General features: G+C 32.3%; 18 protein-coding genes. 10 read left to right on the top strand and 8 right to left on the bottom strand.

Annotation, left to right across the window (positions count from 1 at the left end; genetic code table 11):
* Positions 1-122: 122 nt before the first annotated feature.
* The 3 genes from ATE90_RS04120 to ATE90_RS04110 are packed head-to-tail and all read left to right on the top strand — an operon-like array spanning position 123 to position 2,777.
* The gene (locus ATE90_RS04120) at positions 123-410 is read left to right on the top strand and encodes a hypothetical protein (RefSeq protein WP_036786961.1); all 288 of its coding nucleotides are present in this window, start codon (positions 123-125) and stop codon (positions 408-410) included.
* The gene (locus tag ATE90_RS04115; protein ID WP_036786962.1) at positions 400-957 is read left to right on the top strand and encodes a pYEATS domain-containing protein; all 558 of its coding nucleotides are present in this window, start codon (positions 400-402) and stop codon (positions 955-957) included. The genes ATE90_RS04120 and ATE90_RS04115 overlap by 11 nt, the downstream gene beginning before the upstream one ends.
* 59 nt (positions 958-1,016) lie before the next feature.
* Positions 1,017-2,777, top strand: coding sequence for a CocE/NonD family hydrolase (locus ATE90_RS04110; RefSeq protein ID WP_143741100.1), 1,761 nt, complete (start codon positions 1,017-1,019; stop codon positions 2,775-2,777).
* Between the two features lie 608 nt (positions 2,778-3,385).
* Here ATE90_RS04110 and leuB read toward each other — a convergent pair.
* From leuB to ATE90_RS04080, 5 genes are all read right to left on the bottom strand, one after another.
* A complete protein-coding gene (gene leuB, locus ATE90_RS04100; protein ID WP_036786966.1) occupies positions 3,386-4,441 on the bottom strand; it encodes a 3-isopropylmalate dehydrogenase in 1,056 nt (351 codons plus the stop codon).
* A gap of 81 nt (positions 4,442-4,522) precedes the next feature.
* Entirely contained in the window at positions 4,523-6,043 is a 1,521-nt protein-coding gene (locus ATE90_RS04095; protein ID WP_036786967.1) for an alpha-isopropylmalate synthase regulatory domain-containing protein, read from the bottom strand.
* A 22-nt stretch (positions 6,044-6,065) separates the two neighbouring features.
* Positions 6,066-6,665, bottom strand: a complete 600-nt coding sequence (gene leuD, locus ATE90_RS04090) for a 3-isopropylmalate dehydratase small subunit (protein WP_036786969.1) — start codon at positions 6,663-6,665, stop codon at positions 6,066-6,068.
* 99 nt (positions 6,666-6,764) lie between these two features.
* Positions 6,765-8,165 carry a 3-isopropylmalate dehydratase large subunit gene (leuC, locus tag ATE90_RS04085; protein WP_036786972.1) on the bottom strand — a complete coding sequence of 467 codons (1,401 nt, stop codon included), beginning with the start codon at positions 8,163-8,165 and terminating at the stop codon, positions 6,765-6,767.
* A gap of 387 nt (positions 8,166-8,552) precedes the next feature.
* Positions 8,553-9,473, bottom strand: coding sequence for a 1-phosphofructokinase family hexose kinase (locus ATE90_RS04080; protein WP_036786975.1), 921 nt, complete (start codon positions 9,471-9,473; stop codon positions 8,553-8,555).
* A gap of 377 nt (positions 9,474-9,850) precedes the next feature.
* Between ATE90_RS04080 and ATE90_RS04075 the strand changes: the two genes are divergently transcribed.
* The 3 genes from ATE90_RS04075 to ATE90_RS04065 all read left to right on the top strand — a co-directional run bounded on the left by ATE90_RS04075 (position 9,851) and on the right by ATE90_RS04065 (position 11,258).
* Positions 9,851-10,387 carry a YfiT family bacillithiol transferase gene (locus tag ATE90_RS04075; protein WP_036786977.1) on the top strand — a complete coding sequence of 179 codons (537 nt, stop codon included), beginning with the start codon at positions 9,851-9,853 and terminating at the stop codon, positions 10,385-10,387.
* A gap of 64 nt (positions 10,388-10,451) precedes the next feature.
* Entirely contained in the window at positions 10,452-10,916 is a 465-nt protein-coding gene (locus ATE90_RS04070) for an Mpo1 family 2-hydroxy fatty acid dioxygenase (protein WP_036786980.1), read from the top strand.
* A 3-nt stretch (positions 10,917-10,919) separates the two neighbouring features.
* On the top strand, positions 10,920-11,258 hold the full coding sequence (locus ATE90_RS04065) for a tRNA-binding protein (protein WP_036786983.1): 339 nt from the start codon (positions 10,920-10,922) through the stop codon (positions 11,256-11,258).
* Between the two features lie 141 nt (positions 11,259-11,399).
* Here the strand turns inward: ATE90_RS04065 and ATE90_RS04060 are convergent, their stop codons facing one another.
* Positions 11,400-11,558, bottom strand: coding sequence for a YqaE/Pmp3 family membrane protein (locus ATE90_RS04060; protein ID WP_081958178.1), 159 nt, complete (start codon positions 11,556-11,558; stop codon positions 11,400-11,402).
* 247 nt (positions 11,559-11,805) lie between these two features.
* The gene (locus tag ATE90_RS04055; protein ID WP_180335167.1) at positions 11,806-14,295 is read right to left on the bottom strand and encodes a M14 family zinc carboxypeptidase; all 2,490 of its coding nucleotides are present in this window, start codon (positions 14,293-14,295) and stop codon (positions 11,806-11,808) included.
* Between the two features lie 81 nt (positions 14,296-14,376).
* Between ATE90_RS04055 and ATE90_RS04050 the strand changes: the two genes are divergently transcribed.
* Entirely contained in the window at positions 14,377-15,480 is a 1,104-nt protein-coding gene (locus ATE90_RS04050; protein WP_036786985.1) for a bestrophin family protein, read from the top strand.
* 57 nt (positions 15,481-15,537) lie between these two features.
* Here the strand turns inward: ATE90_RS04050 and ATE90_RS04045 are convergent, their stop codons facing one another.
* A complete protein-coding gene (locus ATE90_RS04045; RefSeq protein WP_101450869.1) occupies positions 15,538-16,350 on the bottom strand; it encodes a DUF1338 domain-containing protein in 813 nt (270 codons plus the stop codon).
* Positions 16,351-16,503: 153 nt separating this feature from the next.
* Here ATE90_RS04045 and ATE90_RS04040 point away from each other — a divergent pair, with 153 nt between their 5' ends.
* The 3 genes from ATE90_RS04040 to ATE90_RS04030 all read left to right on the top strand — a co-directional run bounded on the left by ATE90_RS04040 (position 16,504) and on the right by ATE90_RS04030 (position 22,148).
* A complete protein-coding gene (locus ATE90_RS04040; protein ID WP_101450867.1) occupies positions 16,504-16,962 on the top strand; it encodes an Lrp/AsnC family transcriptional regulator in 459 nt (152 codons plus the stop codon).
* A 206-nt stretch (positions 16,963-17,168) separates the two neighbouring features.
* Positions 17,169-20,066, top strand: coding sequence for an FAD-binding and (Fe-S)-binding domain-containing protein (locus ATE90_RS04035; RefSeq protein ID WP_036786995.1), 2,898 nt, complete (start codon positions 17,169-17,171; stop codon positions 20,064-20,066).
* Between the two features lie 435 nt (positions 20,067-20,501).
* A complete protein-coding gene (locus ATE90_RS04030) occupies positions 20,502-22,148 on the top strand; it encodes a T9SS type A sorting domain-containing protein (protein ID WP_162178850.1) in 1,647 nt (548 codons plus the stop codon).
* Positions 22,149-22,183: the final 35 nt, after the last annotated feature.

Genomic DNA, 22,183 nt, shown 5'->3' with positions numbered 1-22,183 from the left:
CTCGATGACTTTGTACTTGTAATTTATTTACTAACTTTAGAGCATTACCAAATGTAACTTTGCTTTCACGAATACGTTAGCTCACATTCACAAAAAATAGTAATCATTTAAAAATAAATATTATGAGTAAAACATTAAACGATACAGTCAAGGCCATCAAAGAATTAGTGTCTTTGTTTAAAACTGAAAGGATGGTGTATCTGATAATTACATTAATTTCTGTTTTGGTTCTTATAGGGACAGCTATCTCATTACTATTTAAAAGTGAAACTCAGGAAAACACTATTGCAGTTATGGGCCTTTTTACTTCTACTGGAGGGATTATATACTCTTCTGGAAGACTTTTAAAAATGTGGTCAGAGGCAATGCAACTTATTCATAAAGTAATAGAACAAAAAGATGGACAATAAACAATTAAAACGAAAGTCAAAACAAGGTGCTTTAATCTCATCCCTTGGTTTTGTAATTATAATTCTAGTTTTCATTTTTGCTGCCAGTGAATTAAACAAATTAAACGATACAATTAGATTGAAAACCGACAAATTAGAATCTCTAGATTCTACAATAGTCATGCAGAAAAAGGAAATTGGCGCTAATAAAAATCTAGTAAACAGCTTAGTTACTGAAATAAATAAATTAAGAGATCCCAGCATACAACCCAATGCTCGAGCAGTTAATATTCCGGGTATTATTGATTCTAAGGGAAGACAAGTTCATGATTTTACGGTATGGATTACATCAAGTCAACATACCCTCAACAAAATTACAAAAGTGAGCTATCAATTTGGCCATGACACATTTATTATTAAAAACAGAGAGTCTAATGATAAATCAAATGGTTTTTTGGTGAGTTATAGGGGCTGGGGATGTTTGTCAGTAGTTAAAATATCTGTTGAATATGAAAACAAAGAATCGGAAGAAATCTATTTTAATATGTGTGAAGAAATTCTTTGGTAAAAGAGAAACTTAAGGCGTCATAAACAATAAGTCTAATCAAAAACATTAAACTGAAACACGTGAAATACAACCTAATTCTCGCTATGCTTGCCTTCTTGTTAGGCCAAACAGTAAATGGACAGTCTTCTTTATCAACTAAGTCCTACTATGTTCCCGCTGTCGACGGAACAAAATTGGCAGTCGATGTCCACTTTCCGAGCAGTTATGAAAATCAGAAATTACCAGCTCTTTTTGAATTTACAAGGTATTGGAGATCATCTGAAAATCCCGAAACCGGTAAGCCTAATCCATCACTAAGTGATCGTGATAAATTCTTTTTAACAAATAATTACATACTGGTTAAAGTAGATGTAAGAGGTACAGGTGCCTCCTATGGAACAAGACTTGGAGAATACACTCCTATAGAGGTAGAAGATGCTAAATATATTGTTGAATGGGCTGTCAATCAATCTTGGTCTGATGGAAGTGTTGGAGCTTATGGCACCTCGTATTCAGGCACTACTTCTGAGTTATTATGCGCCACAGGGCACAAAGCAGTTAAAGCTGTCATTCCCGGATGGTCTGATTTTGATGTATATGAAAGCCCAACAAGACCATACGGAATGCTCGCTAAAGGATTCATAGCCTTATGGAGTCAATATGTAAATTTATTAGATAATAATTCTTCAGACATATTACAAGCGAGTGTGAGACGCGTTACAGAAAGTAGTCCGGACGCCGCAATTGCTCAACATGCGAATAACCCAGTGATTCTTGAAAGTACAAGCAATGCCAGATATAAAGATTCAAAATTTGGTGAATTTACCTACCTGGAATGTTCTCCAATCAATTGGAAGAAGGAGATTTCAGAATCAAAAGTACCAATGCTTGTGCTTACTAGTTGGTTGGATGCTGGAACGGCAGAAGGCACACTCTTGAGATTAAAACATTTTGATAATCTACAGAAAGTAGTAATGATGCCAACCTCCCACGCTGGTGGATCTCATGCCAGTCCCTTTATTGTTTCAGACAAAGTAGTCGCCCCTGTTCCCTCTGTAAATGAACAACTTCAAATACAACTAGACTTTTTTGATCAATATCTGAAAGGCATAGAAAAAGGAGTAGCAAATTGGCCTGCAATTAAATACTACAATTTTGGTGAAGAAGCTTTCAAAGAATCAAATGTCTGGCCTCCTGCTGGACAAGCTCGAGTTAAATATTTTTTCCGGGATAAAGGAAAGCTAAAGACCTCGGCTTCAGCTAAACATAAAGGTATGGATGAGTACCTTGTTGACTTTTCAGTTACTACTGGAAAAAACAATAGGTGGGCAACTCAAATGGGGAATCACGTTTTGAATCTTAACAACAGAAATGCTGCTGATTCTTTAATGCTCACATACACAACTAAGCCACTAAAGAAAGACATTCAAATTACCGGAACTCCGGCAATAACTCTCAATTTGTCTTCAACACATCAAAACGGAGGAATTATTGTTTACCTAGAAGATGTTGATGAGAATGGGATGAGCAGATATATTACTGAAGGTGGACTATTGCTTGAACACCGCAAACTATCCGAACATAAAATGTTTGAAGAAGTACCATATCATTCATTCAATCAATCCGATGCGACATCTATGCCTCTTAACGAGATTGAAAAGATTTCATTCAAATTATGGCCTACCTCTGTTCTGATTAAAAAAGGTCATTCAATCAGGATTGCAATTTCAGGTGCGGATAAGGATACATTTGATAGAGTTCCAGTGGAAGGAACTCCTGCCTACAAGATATACAGAAATAGGACCAATATTTCATTTATCGAATTGCCAATAGTGAAATGAAAAACAATCGTAAAATAAAGAATTGAGCTAAAAAACAACCTTTTTCTTTATTCAGTTTTGGTAATATTTTTTCTTGCATTGTTGAATTAGAATACATCTCCGATGTCGATTTATTTTCAATACAACAAGCCACACATAGCACTATACTTTTTTTAGTAGTTATTTAATTCTTAGCACTAAAACATAGCTTGCATGATAAGAATGTACTAATTTTGCTATGACAAAAGTCTGTTTTATTAGTTTATTAGAAACTACAACTAATGCTAGTTTTTTTGCTCTTTCTTTGTTTAAAAACAAAACTGCTATTTATCATGTTCTACGAGCCTCTTTCTACAAAAAAAACCTGCGACTAAAAGCTGAACACAAAATTTCTAGCAGAATATATAAAAAACTATCAGAATGATGAAGATCATTAGCTCATAAAGTCTTCAATCATAACTTTAAACAAATTTTAAAAAATTATGCAAAAATTTGTAATCGCTTTATAATTGCCAAATTTTTTATTAAATAAGCGACTTATTATATAACAAATAGTTGGAAAAAATAAAAAACTAAATAAAAGTATCCGAAATTAAATGCTTTTATTTAGTTTTATATGATCTAAATTTTTAGACGTTTTTCGCTAACCAATCTCCTACTTCCTTCGTTCCGTAAGCTTTTCCTCCATCTGCTAAATCTTCCGTAACAATTCCTTCGTTTAAAGCATCGTTTACAACAGCTCTAATTGCTTTTCCTTCTTCTTGTAAACCAAAGTTTTCAAACATCATTGCTGCAGACAAGATCGTTGCCATTGGATTTGCAATATTTAATCCAGTTGCTTGTGGATATGAACCATGGATTGGCTCAAATAAACCTATTTTTAAACCAAGAGATGCACTTGGCATTAAGCCCATAGATCCAGAAATTACAGAAGCTTCGTCTGTTAAAATATCTCCGAATAAGTTTTCAGTAATTAAAACATCATAACTATTTGGCCACTGCACTAAACGCATTGCAACTGCATCTACAAACTCATAAGAAACCGTAACCTCTGGATAATCTTTTTCCATTGCTTGCACGGTTTCTCTCCATAAACGAGATGTTTCTAAAACATTTGCTTTATCTACACAACATAATTTTTTAGAACGTGTCATTGCTAATTCAAAACCTTTTTTTGCCAAACGAATTACCTCTGCTCTTGTGTACACACAATTATCAAATGCAGTTTCTCCAGCATCTCTTCTACCCTTTTCACCAAAGTAAATACCTCCAGTTAATTCACGTAAAAAAACCAAATCAGTTCCTTCAATACGTTCTCTTTTTAGAGGAGATTTGTCTAACAAAGAAGGAAATGTAAATGTTGGTCTTACGTTTGCGAATAAGCCCAATTTTTTACGCATTTTCAGTAAACCTTGCTCTGGACGAACTTTTGCTAAAGGGTCGTTATCAAATCTTGGATGACCAATTGCACCAAATAAAACAGCATCTGCAGCTTCACAAATTTCGTGTGTTTCATCTGGATAAGGCTCTCCGACTGCATCAATTGCAGCAGCACCTGTTAGAGCTGGTTTCCAATTGATTTCATGATTGAATTTTTTTGCGATCGCATTAGATACTTTTACGGCTTGGTCTATTACTTCAGGACCAATTCCATCTCCTGCTAATACTGCTATATTTAATTTCATTTTTTTAATTTTTTGACTGGTATTTATAGTCTTTTATTTTTTATTTCAACAAATCGCCTACGGTTAAAAAGCAAATGTTATTTAAATGATATTCAACATTTTTTCTGCAGCTTTTATTGCAGATACTGTTTGATCTGAATCTAAACCACGTGTTATAAATTCCTTTTCTTCTCTTTTCCATGTAATAATAGTTTCACATAGTGCATCGGAATTACTTCCTGGAGGAATTCTTACTCCATAATCGATTAATGCGGGTAATTCTTTTTTACTGTGAATTTTATACATTTTTTTTAATGCATTCATAAAAGCATCAAACTGACCATCGCCTTGAGCGTGTGCTTCATATAAAACACCTTCAACTCTTAATTGTAAAGTAGTAGATGGTTTCATTCCTTTTGCATGCCCTAAAACATAATTTTCTACAACTACACGTTTTTCAATTGTGTCGCTATCTAAAACATCAGAAATTATATAAGGTAAATCTTCTTGAGAAACAACTTCTTTTTTGTCTCCTAATTCAATAATTCTTTGAGTAACTTTCTTTAATTCTTCATCATTTAAGCTGATACCTAAATCTTGTAAGTTCTTTTGAATATTGGCTTTTCCGGATGTTTTCCCTAATGCATATTTCCGTTTTCTACCAAACCGTTCTGGCATTAAATCATTAAAATATAAATTATTTTTATTATCACCGTCTGCGTGAATCCCTGCCGTTTGCGTAAAGACATTTGCTCCAACTACAGGCTTATTTACCGGAATTCTAAAACCTGAAAATGTTTCTACTAACTTACTTACCTTGTGAAGTGCTTTTTCGTTTGTTGTAATTTTTACATCTGTTAAGAAATCTTTAATCACCGCCAAAACACTTGCCATTGGCGCATTTCCTGCACGTTCTCCCATTCCATTAATGGTTAAATGCAATCCATTTACGCCTGCTTTTACAGCTTCCATTACATTAGCAACTCCTAAATCATAATCATTATGACCATGAAAATCGATATGAATTTTTGGGTATTTTGTACGAACCTCATCAATATATAAAAAAGTTTCTTTAGGCGTTAATACCCCTAAGGTATCTGGTAATAAAACACGTTCTATATTTTGAGCTACTAAAAAATCTAAATATTCAAATACGTAAGTTTTAGAGTTGCGCATTCCGTTAGACCAATCCTCTAAGTATATATTCGTTTTTATGTGATTTGCCGCTGCTAGGTCAATAGCCACTTTAATATCTGAAAAATGTTGCTCAGGTGTTTTTTTTAGTTGATGCGTTAAATGATTTAAAGAACCTTTGGTTAATAAATTCTGTACTTTTGCGCCAGCATCGATCATCCATTCAATTGATTTTCCACCATCAACAAAAGTCAGGACCTCTATTTTATCCAAACAACTATTTTCATAAGCCCAAGAAGTAATCTTTTTAACAGCCTGCAATTCCCCTTCAGAAACACGAGCAGATGCAATTTCTAAACGGTCTACTTTTAATTCTTCCAGTAATAATTTTGCGATTGTTAACTTTTCAGAAACTGAAAACGACACCCCTGATGTTTGTTCTCCATCACGCAGTGTCGTATCCATTATTTCAATCTTTCTACTTCCCATACTTTAACCTAAAAAAAACTTTTTAAAATGGTCTTGTCTCAGCAAAAGCTGTAATCTCGTTTTCGATATTTTTTAAGTAATCTATATCGTCAAAACCATTTAACATATTGTCTTTTTTGTAAGCATTAATTACAAAAGATTCAGATTCACCTGTGGCTACTAAAGTTACCGTTTGATTTGGTAAATCAACTTTAATGGCTGTTTTTGAATCTGCCATAATTGCTGCAAACAAAGTATCTGCAAATTCAGCTGAAACTTGCACTGGTAAAACACCTACATTTAAACAGTTATTTTTAAAAATGTCTGCAAATGCTGATGAGATAACACAGCGCAATCCAAAATCATATACAGACCAAGCTGCATGTTCTCTTGATGAGCCAGAACCAAAGTTTCTACCCCCAACTAAAATTTTAGAACCTGCATAAATCTCTTTATTTAATGGAAACTCTGCTTTTGGTGTTCCGTCTTGATTGTATCTCCAATCACGAAAAAAATTGACATCAAAATCTACACGTTCTGTTGCTTTTAAAAAACGAGCAGGAATTATTTGATCTGTGTCAACATTCTCTGTTGGTAGCGGATATGCTGTACTTGTTAATACTTGAAATTTATCGTAAGCCATATTTTTAAGTATTCATTACCCATTTTCAATTGGCAATGTTTATTCGTTTATTTATTTTTTTTTAGATATCATTTTTCACTAAAAGCGATTACTAAACTGTTATCCAGCAAGTAATGTTCTTGGGTCAGTTACAACTCCTTCCACCGCAGATGCTGCCGCAACAAGAGGTGATGCTAATAATGTTCTAGATCCTGGTCCTTGTCTTCCTTCGAAGTTTCTATTAGATGTCGATACTGATAATTTTCCTGCTGGAATTTTATCATCATTCATTGCTAAACATGCTGAGCAACCTGGTTCTCTCAAAACAAAACCTGCCTGCGTAATAATTTTATCTAAGCCCTCTTTATTTATTTGATCTACTACTTTATGAGATCCTGGAACTAACCAAGCAGTAACATTGTCTGCTTTTTGACGCCCTTCAACAATAGAACAAAATGCTCTAAAGTCTTCAATTCGTCCATTAGTACAGGAACCTAAGAATACAAAATCAATTTCTTTACCAATCATAGAATCGCCTTCATTAAAAGACATATATCCTAAAGATTTTCGATAAGTTTCTACACCACCTTCTAAGCTTTCTGCCGTTGGAATCGATTTTGTTACCCCCATTCCCATTCCTGGGTTTGTACCGTAGGTAATCATTGGTTCAATATCTGACGCTTGATAATTAAATTCTACATCAAACGCTGCTCCTTCTTCAGTATATAAAGTTTCCCAATATTTCATGGCTTTGTCCCAATCTGCTCCTTTCGGAGTTTGAGCGCGTCCTTTTATATATTCGAAAGTTTTAGCATCTGGAGCAATCATACCTCCACGCGCACCCATCTCAATAGATAGATTACAAACAGTCATACGGCCCTCCATAGACATATCTTCAAAAACATCTCCTGCATATTCTACAAAATAACCTGTAGCTCCGGAAGTTGTTTGTTTTGCAATGATGTATAAAGCGACATCTTTAGGTGTAACTCCCAAACCTAATTTACCATTTACGTTGATACGCATTTTCTTAGGTTTTGGTTGCATAATGCATTGAGTAGATAAAACCATTTCTACTTCCGATGTACCGATACCAAAAGCGATCGCTCCAAAAGCTCCGTGCGTAGATGTATGAGAATCTCCACAAACTATCGTGGCACCAGGCAAAGTAATTCCGTTTTCTGGACCTACAACATGCACAATTCCGTTATTTTCATCTCCTAAACCCCAGTGAGAAATACCATGTTTTGCAGCATTGATTTCTAAAGCGTCTAATTGATTTGCTGACAAGGCATCTTCTACCGGTAAATGTTGATTTATAGTAGGTGTATTATGATCTGCAGTTGCGAATGTACGCTCTGGATAAACTACGGTGTTACCTCTACTCTCTAATCCTAAAAATGCTACGGGACTTGTAACTTCATGGATAAAATGACGGTCTATAAAAAACACATCTGGTCCGTCTTTAACTTGACGAACAACGTGTGAATCCCATACTTTGTCAAATAATGTATTTGCCATTTGTTTCTTCTTTAACTATTCAAATTATAATCAATTTTCAAAAATAACGTTTTTATTGTGTTTTGCTGTAGTTCGTAATAATTCAAGCATTATATTCAACCGTTGAAGAAAGTTTTATCTAACTGATTAACAACAAATTAAATTGTTAAAAAATACGATGTCTATTTATTTTGAAGGACTGTGATTTTTTATACTTAAGAGTATTTTCTTTTCAATGATGAAAGAGAAGTCTTGAATATCGGACTTTCCATAAAAATTTAATCTCTAGGAGAAATAAAAATATGAAAATTAAATATTACAACTAGTTTTATCGCATTTGATTTTTTTATATTTCTGTAAATCGGTAACTCCTACTTATTGTTTGACCAAGTTTGATCTTAAAATAACTTATACCAATTTCAAAATTTTCTCAATATTTTCTTTGTGCGCTAAATCTGAACCTTCACTTAAGGTTGCTGATACCCCGCAAGCAACTCCCCAACGTAACATGTTTTTTGGAGTTTCGTTTTGAGTAATACCATAAATTAAACCTGCTACCATGCTATCTCCTGCTCCGATTGTACTTTTTACAGAAATTACAGGTGCTGTTATGTATTCAATGCCGTTTTTATGCGCCATAAATGCACCATCTTTCCCTAAAGAAACCACTACATATTTTGCAATGTTGGACGTTACCAATTGCATTGCAAATTCTTCTCGTTCTTTTGCAGACAATGACTCTTTTCCTGCCAAACGTGCCAATTCTTTTTGATTGGGTTTTATTAAAAATAACTCATTTTTTAAAACCTCACTAAATACAGGCCCCGAAGTATCAACAATTACCTTTACGCCTTTTGATGTTAAATTTTGAATGATTTTTGAATAGTACTCCGTTGGCAATCCTTTAGGTAAACTGCCACTAATTACAAAAATATCTCCGTCTGCCACTTGCTCTTTTATCAATTGCTCTATATTTTTCATTTCAGCCTCTGAAAAAGAAGCTGTTGGCATTCCAAATCTGAATTGCAAACCTGTTTTCATATCAAAAACGGCAAAATTTTCTCGAGTCCAAATTGAAATTGGTGTTGAAAATACAGATACATGCTCTTCTTGTAATAATTCGATTAAATGCTCGCCAGTTTTACCACCATAAGGAAATAAGCAATGACTTTCTATCCCTAATCTATGCAAAACTCTAGAGATATTTATACCTCCACCTCCTGGATGATATGTAATATCATGGCATTCTAATTTATCAAAAGGTATCATTTCTGTTACTTTTGCACTTTTATCTAAAGCTGGATTGATGGTCAACGTAACTACTTTCATTTTTTCATATATTAAAAAGAATGATAAAGGTACTTTTTTTGATGATTTAAAAGCTTTTTTTATGTTGAAAAAATGCCTAATGAATATTTTAAAATGAAAGAATTTGACTAAGCTTTAAGTTCTTTTATTAGAGCAGGTGACTTTAAGCTTTTGAGTACACTTTTATTAAAAAAAATAATTTTAATGCTGCTTTAGAGGTTTTTGAAATAAATACAAACTTACACCCTAAAAGTTCATATATTTTTAATAGTTTCGGAGAGGTTTATCTTTTGAAGAAAGATACAGCGAGTGCAATTGTGATCTTTAAAAAATCCTTATCGATTAATGTGGAAAATAGAAGTTCTCAGCGCGTTTTAACGAAAATAAGTGAATAATAAATGAACCTACACACTATTAAATATCCCATAGGAATGGCAAATATTCCAAAGCAAATCACCAAAAAAAACATTGAGGATTGGATTTTTGTATTGGAAACTTTCCCTCAAAATTTAGAGTACTTAACACGATCGTTATCCGATAATCAATTAGACACCCCTTATAGAGAGAAAGGCTGGTCGATTAGGCAAGTTGTGCATCATTGTTATGATAGTCATCACAATTCTTATATTCGCTTTAAATGGGCTTTAACAGAAGATACACCAATTATTAAAGCCTATTTTGAAGAACGTTGGGCAGAACTGCATGATTCTAAATCTGCCCCTATTTCCCTATCTTTTGATTCCTTAAAAGCTTTGCATGCTAAATGGGTGTATTTGTTAAGAGGATTAACTGATCAGGAGTTAGAAAAAAAATTTATACATCCTTCAGAAAATAAAGAAGTTAGTTTAAAAAAAAATATAGGCATATATGCTTGGCATTGCAATCATCATTTTGCACATATAGATCAGTTGCTAATTCATAAAGGTTGGAAATAAGAGACCTTACCAATTTTGTTTTTTTGTTATAAAAATACTTATCTTTAATTTTTAATTTTACTATATGAGAACTGCTAAAGAATATTTTGATGAATACGCTTTAAGTCATCAAAATAAAACAAACCAAACCATACATTACATTTGTGTCCCATTAATTTTTTTTAGTATTATCGGCCTACTAATGAGCATACCAAATGTAATTTTAGAAAAAATATTAAACTTATCTAATCCCCTACTCGAAAACTGGGCCGTAGTTATTGGCCTTATTATTTCTATCTTTTATATACGTTTAGGGTTTTGGTATGCTATGGAAATGTTGTTTGTAATTCTAGTATGTATTGTTGGGAATTTTTGGTTGAGTAATCAGGTAAACTTGCTATATACATCAATCATTATTTTTGTGGTGGCTTGGATTGGCCAGTTTTATGGACATAAAATAGAAGGGGCAAAACCATCTTTTTTAAAAGATTTAGAATTTTTATTGATAGGTCCTCTATGGGTAATTCAAAAATTAGGAAAAAAAAAGTAAACGATGAAAGACGAAATTACAATTGAAGACTTTTTAAAAATTGATATTAGAATAGGAACTATTGTTGATGTCAATGATTTTCCTGAAGCAAGAAAACCTGCTTATCAACTTAAAATTGATTTTGGTGCTTTAGGGATAAAAAAATCAAGTGCTCAAATAACAGATTTGTATACAAAAGAGGATTTACTAGATGCACAAGTTTCTGCAATCGTTAATTTTAAATCGAGACAAATTGCTAATTTCATGAGCGAATGTTTAGTCTTGGGTGTTTATAATACCGAAAGAAATGTTGTCTTATTAAAAGCTTCAAAAGGAATTAAAAACGGAGAGCAGGTTTGTTAAATTTCAACTTTTTCACGGCTTAACAAGTGATACTACTTCAATAAAAAATAATATTATTTGTTGTTAATATTTTTTCAAAAAACTCATCAACCTAATTTAAGAATAATCATGCACAGGTTAGAATTAAAACTAAATAAGTAATTAATTTTTAGGATTGTTCAAAATTACCAAAGCACCAATTACGCCAGGAATCCAGCCACAAAGGGTTAATAATAGAATAATAAAGAAAGAACCACAACCTTTTCCTAATACTGATAAAGGCGGAAAAACAATGGCTAGTAAAACTCTAAAAAAACTCATTTATATATTTATTTGTTTATATCAATAAGACGTTTAACTATTGACTTTGTTACATAATTACGTTTCGATACCTTCAAATATTTGAGGGTATTATAATAATAAAAGCTCAAAAGTTGCAAATTTTAACTTTGCAACTTTTGAGCTTTTAAAAACTTCTTAATGCAATTTTCTTCATTCTTTACAAAATAAATCGAATTGACAGTTTAAGAGACAAAGCTATTACACTTTGTTTCTTTGTAAGAAAAACTTACATTTTATCACCAAAGAAAATAGCATTCATTAATAACTTATTTGTTCCATACCAAAAAGCTCTAAAATTTGTATTATCCGTAAAAACGATGACGCTACCCTTACCTAACCTTTGCACCTTAAAGGGAACTGTATTTTTAATAACTTTTGCATTTTCTTTGGAAATATAACCACTCAATAATGGGCTTGATGTATACTGAATTGGGTTGTTATAACTCTTTTTATCAGCTTTAATAAACAATGTTGAGTTTCTAAACAACGCTATTTTATCGTTCTTATATCCAAAATTAATAGGATGTGATCTATCTAAATTTGCTTCAAAAATTGCTCCACCAATATATTGTGCGCCAGACTGTAAAGATTTATTTTCAAATGAAACATTCTTAATGGTATCCATTTTTTGTTTATCAAATTGTAAGCTAATCATTTTGTTGCTGGACAACCATTTTGCAGTATTTTTATAGCCAACTAAAACTCCACCATTTTTGACCCAAGTTTTTAATTTATCAATAGCTACTTTATCAATCTTACTACTAGGTATCACTATATGTGTGTATTTACTGATATCTATATTTGTAAAATAACTCATATCTAAACGAGTTAAATGCATATCAAAACGCTGGTCTAACAAATGCCAGATTTCCCCAGAATCATTTCCTGCAATTCCGTTTCCGACTAACATTGCCACTTTTGGTTTTTTAATGGCGCTAAAATTGTTACTTCCTAAGTCAATACCTTCATTTAAACCTGTGGCTACTCCTTTTATCTGCACATGGCTTGCAATTGCTGCATTCTTTAAAAATTGATATAAATCAGTAGCATTTAATTTTTGGTTTTGAACTGGAATAAAAATGGTTCCATATTCATAAGAATTACCCCCATTTTTAAAATTCTTCATAGATACTTTTGCACGCAAACCTTCTTGCAAAATAGCATTTAAAGCTTTTGGAGTGTAATATTCATTCCAAGGCATTAAATAACCATAATCGCTTTTAAAAGAAACAGTTCCATTCTTTATTTTTAAATTTGTGATTTCACTACCTGCTTTTGCAAGCGATATATTTTCTGCATAATCAACACCAAAAGCATGATTAAAAGTCCATGCAGAAACATCGTAAAATAGACTGTCTTTAAATGTTTTTCGCACATCAAACATAGCTTTTACCAAACGTTGATTTTTCTGATTCATAGGCACTACATAACTGTATCCTTTTTTAAATTTTTTACCTTTAACCGAAAAATCAGATTTTATTTCATGAATATCTACTTGATGACGCTTTAAGACTTCTGCCAAATGAAAGCTTTTTGCCCCATCTTTTTCGTCACCAAAAACAATTGCTTTTTTCTCTCCAGAATTTCTAGATTCTTTGTAAAAATCTTGCTGATATTGTAAGATTTTAACACGCATATTTTTTGCAGCTTCTAAAGTAGATAATGCTGCTGTAAATTGATTTCTTATTGTAAACGGAAAGGTTAAAACTCCGTTTACTGTTTCCTGAGCATGTCCTCTTGAACTGGCTTGCTCAAACAAAATCCCTATACTTCCATTGATATCTGGAAACGTTGAACCTTTGCCGTAGTAAAAATCATCAAAACTTTCTTCTGAATAATATAACGAACCAATTTTATCTAAAGCTTTTGCATGATATGTTGCAATTTCTTTGGTTAAATCTTGATTCATTTGTGGTGTTAACGGATTTGTTCTGGAAGGAATTCCTGGTTGAAAAAAGAAACTAGCATTGCTACCCATTTCATGATGATCTGTTAATATATTGGGCAACCACTTATGAAAACTAGCAATTCTTGCTTTACTTTCTGGCAGTTGAACTGGCAACCAATCTCTATTCATATCAAACTGATAATGATTGGTTCTACCTCTTGGCCAAATCTCATTATACTCTCTATCATTTGGATCTGGGTTTATATTTTTACTTTTATTTATATTCGCCCAATACGCAAAACGTTGCAAACCATCTGGATTAAAAGATGGATCAAATAAAATAACAGTATTCCTTAATAAATCATCGATATTTTCTGCAGCAGCTAAATAATAAGCAACAGCTAAAGCTGCATTAGAGCCACTTGGTTCATTTCCATGAATAGAAAATCCTTGATACACAACAATTGGATTTTTTGAAATATCTACAGAACTATTATTGGTTGCATTAATATGTGCTTGTCTAATTTCTTCTAAGTTTTTATGATTTTCAGGTGCAGTAATTGTTAATAATAACAATGGTCTTCCTTCATAGGTTGTACCTCTGGTCTCTATCGAAATTCGATCAGAAGAGGATGCTAAAACCTTCATATATTCTGTTAATTTGTCATGGGTAACATGCCATTCACCTACTTCATGCCCAATAATTTCTTTAGGGGTTGGAACACTTTTATTATACGTTACGTTATTTGGTAAATAGTAAGACAAATCAACTTTTTGAGCTGATATTGAAATGGATAGAAATAGAAAGAATACGATTAGTTTTTTCATCTTAATAAAAGTTTGATTACCTCCCAAATATAAGAATTCAAAAAGGTTATATTTGGTTCTTTAACAATAATATAAAAAATTATGTATATCAAACGTATTTTCCCAATAAAAGGGATGCTGAAATGGACTAAAAGAGAAATCTTCTTGTTCATATTAATTGGCACAATTCCGGTTATTTTATATGATATCGTTGGGTTAAAATGGCTGAATGTACCTTGGTTACCATTAGGCGTTTTTGGAACTGCAATTTCTTTTTTAATCAGTTTTAAAAATAATGCGTCCTATGACCGCTTGTGGGAAGCTCGTAAAATTTGGGGAGGCATTGTAAATACATCTAGATCTTGGACTATTATGGTCAAAGATTTCATTGACAATACACATGCAAAAACACTTCTTTCTGCAGATGAATTACAAGCTGTAAAAAAAGAGTTAGTTCACAGACATATTGCCTGGCTAACAGCTTTACGTTATCAAATGAGAGGAGACAAACCTTGGGAAACTCATTTAAAAAAGGATAAACAAAATGCAGCTTTTAGAGAAAACCATTATTTAGTTTTTGAAGATAGGATCCCCATTAGGGAGGCTATAAAATCATACATTTCTGAAGAAGAATTTGAAGAAATTTTTAGCAAAGGGAACAAACCATCACAACTTTTAGGAATACAATCTAAACGTTTAAAAGAGTTAATGAACAAAGGTTTTATTGAAGATTTCAGGCACATGGAAATGATGAATATCTTAGTTGAGTTTTACACATTACAAGGAAAATCTGAACGTATTAAGAACTTTCCGTATCCGAGACAGTATGCAACATTAAACTATATTTTTGTTTGGATTTTCATCTTTCTTTTACCCTTTGGAATTATGCAAAGTTTTGAAGCTATTGGAAGTCATATTATGGAAGAATTATCGGAGCATTCATCTAGTACAAATTTGGGACATATTATTCAAGAATTTATAGCTAATCATTTTGTTTGGTTTTCAATACCCTTCAGTGCTTTATTATCTTGGGTTTTTCATACTATGGAAAAAATTGGAGAAAATACAGAGAATCCTTTTGAAGGCGGCGTCAATGACATACCAATAACAGATTTAAGTAGAGGTATAGAAATAGATATTCGTCAGTTGATAAACGACAAAGATATACCGGAACCTTATATTTGGAAGAATGATATTGTTATGTAAAACAAAAAAAACGGAAATTAAAACATCCGCCTTTTTTTGTTTTCATGAAATTAAGATTTACACTTCTTGTAATTTCATATCTGTACTTTCAAAAATCTTATCTGCAGAACCTGCTATGAAACCAGAATATAATTCGCCATTATACATGGCATGACGAAATGCAAATTCATAATAGCAAGACGTAATTTCTTTGGTGGTTTCTTTAAATACTATGGGTATTTTATCCGCTAAAACACTAGACTGTTCTAATAACTCAGAAGGAGTTCCTTTAATTTCTCCTCCCGATGTATTTATTTTAAAATGATTGTCTTTTAAGAACTGATTCACTTCTTGTAAAGTATCAAAAGAACTTAATCTATTCACATCAACTGTAAAATGATTCGAGCAAAACCCATTTACATAGAGCCATGCTGCATATTCAGTTTCTGTTTGTAGTTTTTGATAAATTTCAAAAGAAGGTTGTTCCCATAAACGTCCCTTAAAGACCAATTCTGACGGATGTAATTCTTCTAAAGCGATACTATCAATCATGTTCTTTACTATTTCTTGTAATTCTGAAGAAAACTCTTTAGTTAATAATTGACTTATAAAAACTCTAGGTAAGTTTTTATTAGTCGCATGCTCATAATGTTTAGCATATAATTTTTTCTTTTCAAAATGATAATCGCCACATTCTATGTAACCTGCCTCTATAAATGGAGCCGCTAACACTTTAATATTTGCACGATCGTCATCAAAAGTTCTAAAGGCAACATGATCATTATAAACCACATCTCCTCTGCTTTCAAATAAGTCTTTAATTCTTTTTGCGGAAGGTGTTCTTTCTGTATATTCCTTCCACAATTTCTCAAAAATTTGGATAGTATCCATGTTTATAAAATTTTTGAACAAAAATAAATAGATTACTTTATTTATAAACAAATTTTAAGTAATTTTATTTTTTTATTTATCATAATAAGTTAAATTAATTTTAATAGATTGAAATAAAATTAATTTAACTTTAAATAATCCACAATATTTATCATGGAAAATCAATTTGATTATATCGATAAACAAATTTTACAAAAACTACAATTAGACGCTCGAAAAGCCTACTCCCAAATTGCAAGTGAATTAAAAGTATCAAACTCTTTAGTGCATCAACGAATTAAAAAATTGACTGAACTAGGTGTGGTAAAAAATGCTGAATTTATTCTTAATGAAAAAAAACTGGGCTATAAAACGAAATCATATACCGGAATCCGACTAAGGGAAGCACGTTTTGCAAAAAGTGTAATGGAAGCATTAGAAAAAATTAAAGAAGTCACAGAATGTAATTATGTTTCTGGAAATTATGCCATTTTCGCGCTAATATTTGCTCGCGATAATGAACATTTAAAAAATATTTTATATGAACAAGTACATCTAATCAATGGGGTTGCTGGTACTGATACATTTATCTGTTTTGACACTGGTTTTAAAAGAAATATTTCAATTGAATAAGCAAAGCCTCATATTTAAGCCTTCTCAAATTATGAACTTTGCGAAAAAAAAGCAAAAACCATGCATTAATAGAAAAAAAAATGCTTTGTAAAGATTTAAATAATAAAATCCATAAAATTTTAGATTAGCCCCTAGTTTTTACATATTTAAAAATTATTATTGTCATATTTGTATTTATAAATAGCACTCATTTTTATAGGTAACTAATGATTGATAATTCTAACTTAGACACTTTACATAACTCACTTTCTGGTGATGTTCTTTTCGATAATTTACAAAAATCAATCTATGCCACAGATGCATCTGTGTACCGCAAGATTCCTTTGGCTGTTGCGTTTCCAAAGGATGAAAAAGACATCAAGACTTTAATTGATTTTGCTATAAAAAACAGCATTACTTTAATTCCTAGAACAGCAGGAACTTCTTTGGCAGGACAATGTGTTGGAGACGGAATTGTAGTGGATGTTTCTAAACATTTTACAGATATTATTTCATTTGATGAACAAGCAAAAAAAATCACTTTACAACCAGGAATTGTTCGAGATTCATTAAATCTTTTTCTAAAACCATTTGGTTTATTTTTTGGTCCAAACACATCCACCTCTAACAGATGTATGATTGGTGGCATGGTTGGTAATAATTCCTCGGGAAGTACATCCATAAAATACGGTGTTACACGCGATAAAGTTTTAGAAATTGATGCTATTTTAAGTGACGGAAGCTCTGCAAATTTTAAAGAAATTACTTCTGAAGAATTTATTAAAAAAACAAAAGAAAACACTTTAGAAGGCAAGATTTATAAGAGTATTTATGCGGAACTTTCTTCTAAAGAAAACCAACATGAAATCAAAAATGAATTTCCTAAAGAGATTATTCATAGAAGAAATACTGGCTATGCTGTTGATGAATTTTTGATATCTGATTTATTTGGAGGAAAATCACCAACGATTAACGTCGCAAAATTTCTTTCCGGAAGCGAAGGAACCTTGGCTTTTTCGACTGCAATCACTTTACAACTAGATGATGTTGCTCCTAAAGAAAGTATTATGGTTTGTAGCCACTTTACAACTATTAAAGAGAGTTTAAAAGCCACTGTTACGGCAATGAATCACAATTTATATAATTGTGAGTTAATGGATAAAACTATTTTAGATTGTACAAAAAGTAACCGAGAACAAGCAAAAAATAGGTTCTTTTTACAAGGAGATCCTGAAGCAGTTTTAATGTTAGAAGTGTCTGCAAATACTATTGAAGAAGCAGAAGTTTTAGCAAGTAATTTAATCACAGATTTAGAAAAAAATAACTTTGGGTACCATCATCCAAAAGTATATGGAAAAGACATTGCTAAAGTACATCATTTGCGAAAAGCAGGTTTAGGATTACTAGGAAATATGATAGGCGATAAAAAAGCTGTTGCATGTATTGAAGATACTGCTGTGGCTTTAGAAGATTTGCCAAATTATATTGAAGAATTCACTAAAATTATGGATAAATATCAGCAAAATGCCGTTTATTATGCTCATGCCGGAGCTGGTGAATTGCATTTACGTCCGATTTTGAATTTAAAGAAAAAGGAAGATGTTGTTTTATTTAGAAAAATTACTACTGAAACCGCTGAATTAGTAAAAAAATACAAAGGCTCTTTTAGCGGAGAACATGGAGATGGCATTGTGCGCGCAGAATTTATTCCGTTAATGATCGGCGAACAAAATTATCAGTTATTGAGACGCATTAAAAAAGCTTTCGATCCAAACAATATTTTTAATCAAGGAAAAATTACAGATGCTTTTTCGATGGACAAAAACCTCCGTTATGAAATTGATAGAACAGAGCCAAAAATAAATACGATTCAAGATTTTTCTGATAGCGAGGGAATTTTAAAATTAGCTGAAAAATGCAATGGCTCTGGAGATTGCAGAAAACCTGCAGAAGCAGGTGGAACGATGTGCCCAAGTTATAGAGCTACCAAAAATGAGAAAGACACCACACGGGCAAGAGCAAATATGTTACGGGAAGTTTTAACAAATAATGAGGCTAAAAACAAATTCGATTCTAAAGAACTGAAAGAAGTTTTAGATCTCTGTTTAAGCTGCAAAGCATGTGCCTCTGAATGCCCAAGTAATGTAGATATTGCGACCATGAAAGCTGAGTTTTTATTTCAATATCAAGAAACAAATGGGTATCCATTAAGAAGTAAATTGTTTGCCAATAATGCAAAACTCAATAAACTAGGAAGTATAGTACCTGCTTTATCAAACTTAGTTTTAAATACATCGATCGCAAAATCTTTTATGGGAGTTGCTTTAGAACGAACTGTTCCAAAATTAGCTCCTAAAACATTAAAAAAATGGTTTTTAAAACAACCAAAATCAAAAAACACTAAAACCATATATTTATTTTGTGATGAGTTTACTAATTTTTACGATGTCGAAATTGGTAAAGATGCTTTTCACTTGTTAGAAAAATTAGGTTATAATTTAGAAATTATCAATCACGAAGAAAGCGGAAGAAGTTATATTTCTAAAGGTTTTTTAAAAGAAGCCAAAAAAGTTTGTGATCAAAACATTAGCATTTTTAAAAATCTTATTACTGAAAAAACTCCATTGATAGGAATTGAACCTTCAGCAATTTTAACTTTTAAAGATGAATATATTCGCTTGGCAGACGATACGCTTTCAGCGAAAAAAATAGCTAAAAATACTTTTACTTTTGAAGAGTTTTTAGCCAAAGAGTTCAAAAATAAAAATATAGATACTAGTTTATTTACAACAAAGCCTAGAACATTGAAGGTTCACGGTCACTGCCACCAAAAGGCATTATCTGGAACGCATGCCAGTTTTCAGATGTTGAACATTCCTAAAAATTATTCTGTAACTATACTAAACACTGGATGCTGCGGCATGGCCGGGTCTTTTGGATACGAGAAAGAACATTATGCTATTTCCATGCAAGTTGGTGAAGATACTTTGTTTCCGAAGATTAGAAATTGTAGTTCGGAAACAGAAATTGCAGCGGCTGGAACAAGTTGCAGACATCAAATTTTTGATGGCACAAAACGCATTGCAAAACATCCTATAACATTGTTGAAAGAAGCCTTAAATTAAAAGAATACTAAACTAAGAAAAATTCATTTTCTTAGTTTATTTTTAGCTTACGACTCACTATTTTATTCTCTTTTATTTTATAAAACCTCTTTTAAGGGCAAAACCTAAAAGGTGTTTAGAATCAATAATTTTATGAACACTATTTTTTACTACTTTTTGTCATGTATGATGTCTTCCAAAAGAGGGAGAAAAGAATCAACATGAATCTCAAATATTAAACCTTTTCTACTCTCAATAAAGTCTTTACGACTTCAATAAAATATTTCAATTTCATTTAAAAATTAATCTTTTGAAAAAAATATTGTGACTGATCTGGGTCATTTTATACTTGAAACTTCCTATTTATTTTTGTTAAAGAAATATAAGATTGTTAAATCAAAAAAATTAATATTTAAATTAAAAATCATGAAAAAACTTACACTATTAGTATTCGTATTGCTTTTATGTTGTTTTAGCCCAAAAAGCTTTGGGCAAATAACCGAATTTCCTTACGAGCAAGGATTTGAAGACCCAGTCTTCACTGAAGGGGACAGCATCTATTTTATACCTAATTGGTTTGGAAATTATGTTGATAATTATAGAATATTCCAAGACAACACAGCTTTCAGAGATGGTGGAACATCATTAGGGCTTTGGCCTGTTGCTGCCGAAGGTGAGGAAGAAGAAGAAGTAGAAGTATTTGTCCAAGTTAATCTTAACCTTACAGGTCTTGAGAATGTTGTAGCTGATTTTTGGGCTTCAACGGTAGCCACAGGTGATCAGAAACACTTGAAACTTTATTTAAAAGTATCCACAGATGGTGGGGAAACCTTTGGCCCTAAAATTCTTATGGGTGACGGCGAGCTTGGTTTTTCAAACGAGGACACTCAATTTACGAAATACACCTATGCGCTGCATTCTGATGCTTTTGATGAGCCAAATGTTGTATTGCAATTCTTAGCGAAGTCAGGTGCTAAAAAAGGAGTACCACCCAAAGTTCTTATTGATGATATAACTATTTTTGCCGCAGACGAAGACATTTATCCTCCTCTAGTGCTAGATCCATCAGTTATAAGTACCACTGAAATAGAGGTACAGTTTAGTGAAGCCGTGAGTACTACAACCAATCTATTCTCGGCTGATAACTATACTTTTTTAGAAGGCGCTTTTGATATGCCAATTGTAAGTAACGTAACTCTTAAAGCCTCAGACATTATAACCCTTACCCTAGATCCCGGCATTAGTATTGGAAAATATTACGAACTCGAAATCGCAAATATTGAAGATCTTGCAGGAAATGTTATGGAGACCAGTATTGCTGAATTAATTCATAACCCGCTAGCAGAAGGATTGGTTATAACAGAAATCATGTATGATGAACCACCTGCCGAACAGGAAGATAAACTTGAATTTATAGAGTTGTTTAATATTACGGAGACACCTATAGAATTAGGAGGTCTTAGAATAAAAGGAGGTATCGCTAGTGGTAAATTACCAGAATACACCTTGGAACCTGGTGCTTATTGGGTTACAGCTAAAGATGCAGCGGCATTCAGTGCTTTTTTTGGAGTACCTGCTTTTGAATGGAAAGGTGCGAATTTAAGTAATGATGAAGCTGAATTACTTTATATTGAAAACACACAGCATCATTCAGGAATCGTGATAGATTCATTAACCTATAACATAGGTGGTGAATGGCCACAAGGTGCTATAGGACTTGGATATTCTATGGAACTTATAGACCCTTTATCTGATAATAGTGATCCTGCAAATTGGAGAGATGCTACAGATTTCGTTGGAATCTATGAAGGAGTTAATATCTATGCAAGTCCTGGATCTGCAGGAACAGGTATCCTTAAAGTTGCAGAAGAGTCTCTTGAAAAAGGTATCGCTATGTATCCTAACCCTGTTCAAAATGTTTTGTATATTAATTCTAAATCGCCATTAACAAAAGTAGAAATATATTCTTTGCTTGGTAATAAAATAAAAGAGGTTAGAACAAATTTAAACTCTATAGAAACAAAATATTTAAGCCAAGGAGTTTACATTGTTAAGGTATACTCCGAAAACGGTAGTAAAACAATGAAAATTGTAAAAAATTAAATGAATAAGATGTACAATTGACAATCTTATTATGT

The organism is Polaribacter sp. Hel1_33_96, from assembly GCF_002846595.1.
Lineage (GTDB): Bacteria > Bacteroidota > Bacteroidia > Flavobacteriales > Flavobacteriaceae > Polaribacter.
The sequence above is the reverse complement of the archived record's forward strand: the minus strand, read 5'-3'. Positions and strand labels throughout refer to the sequence as shown.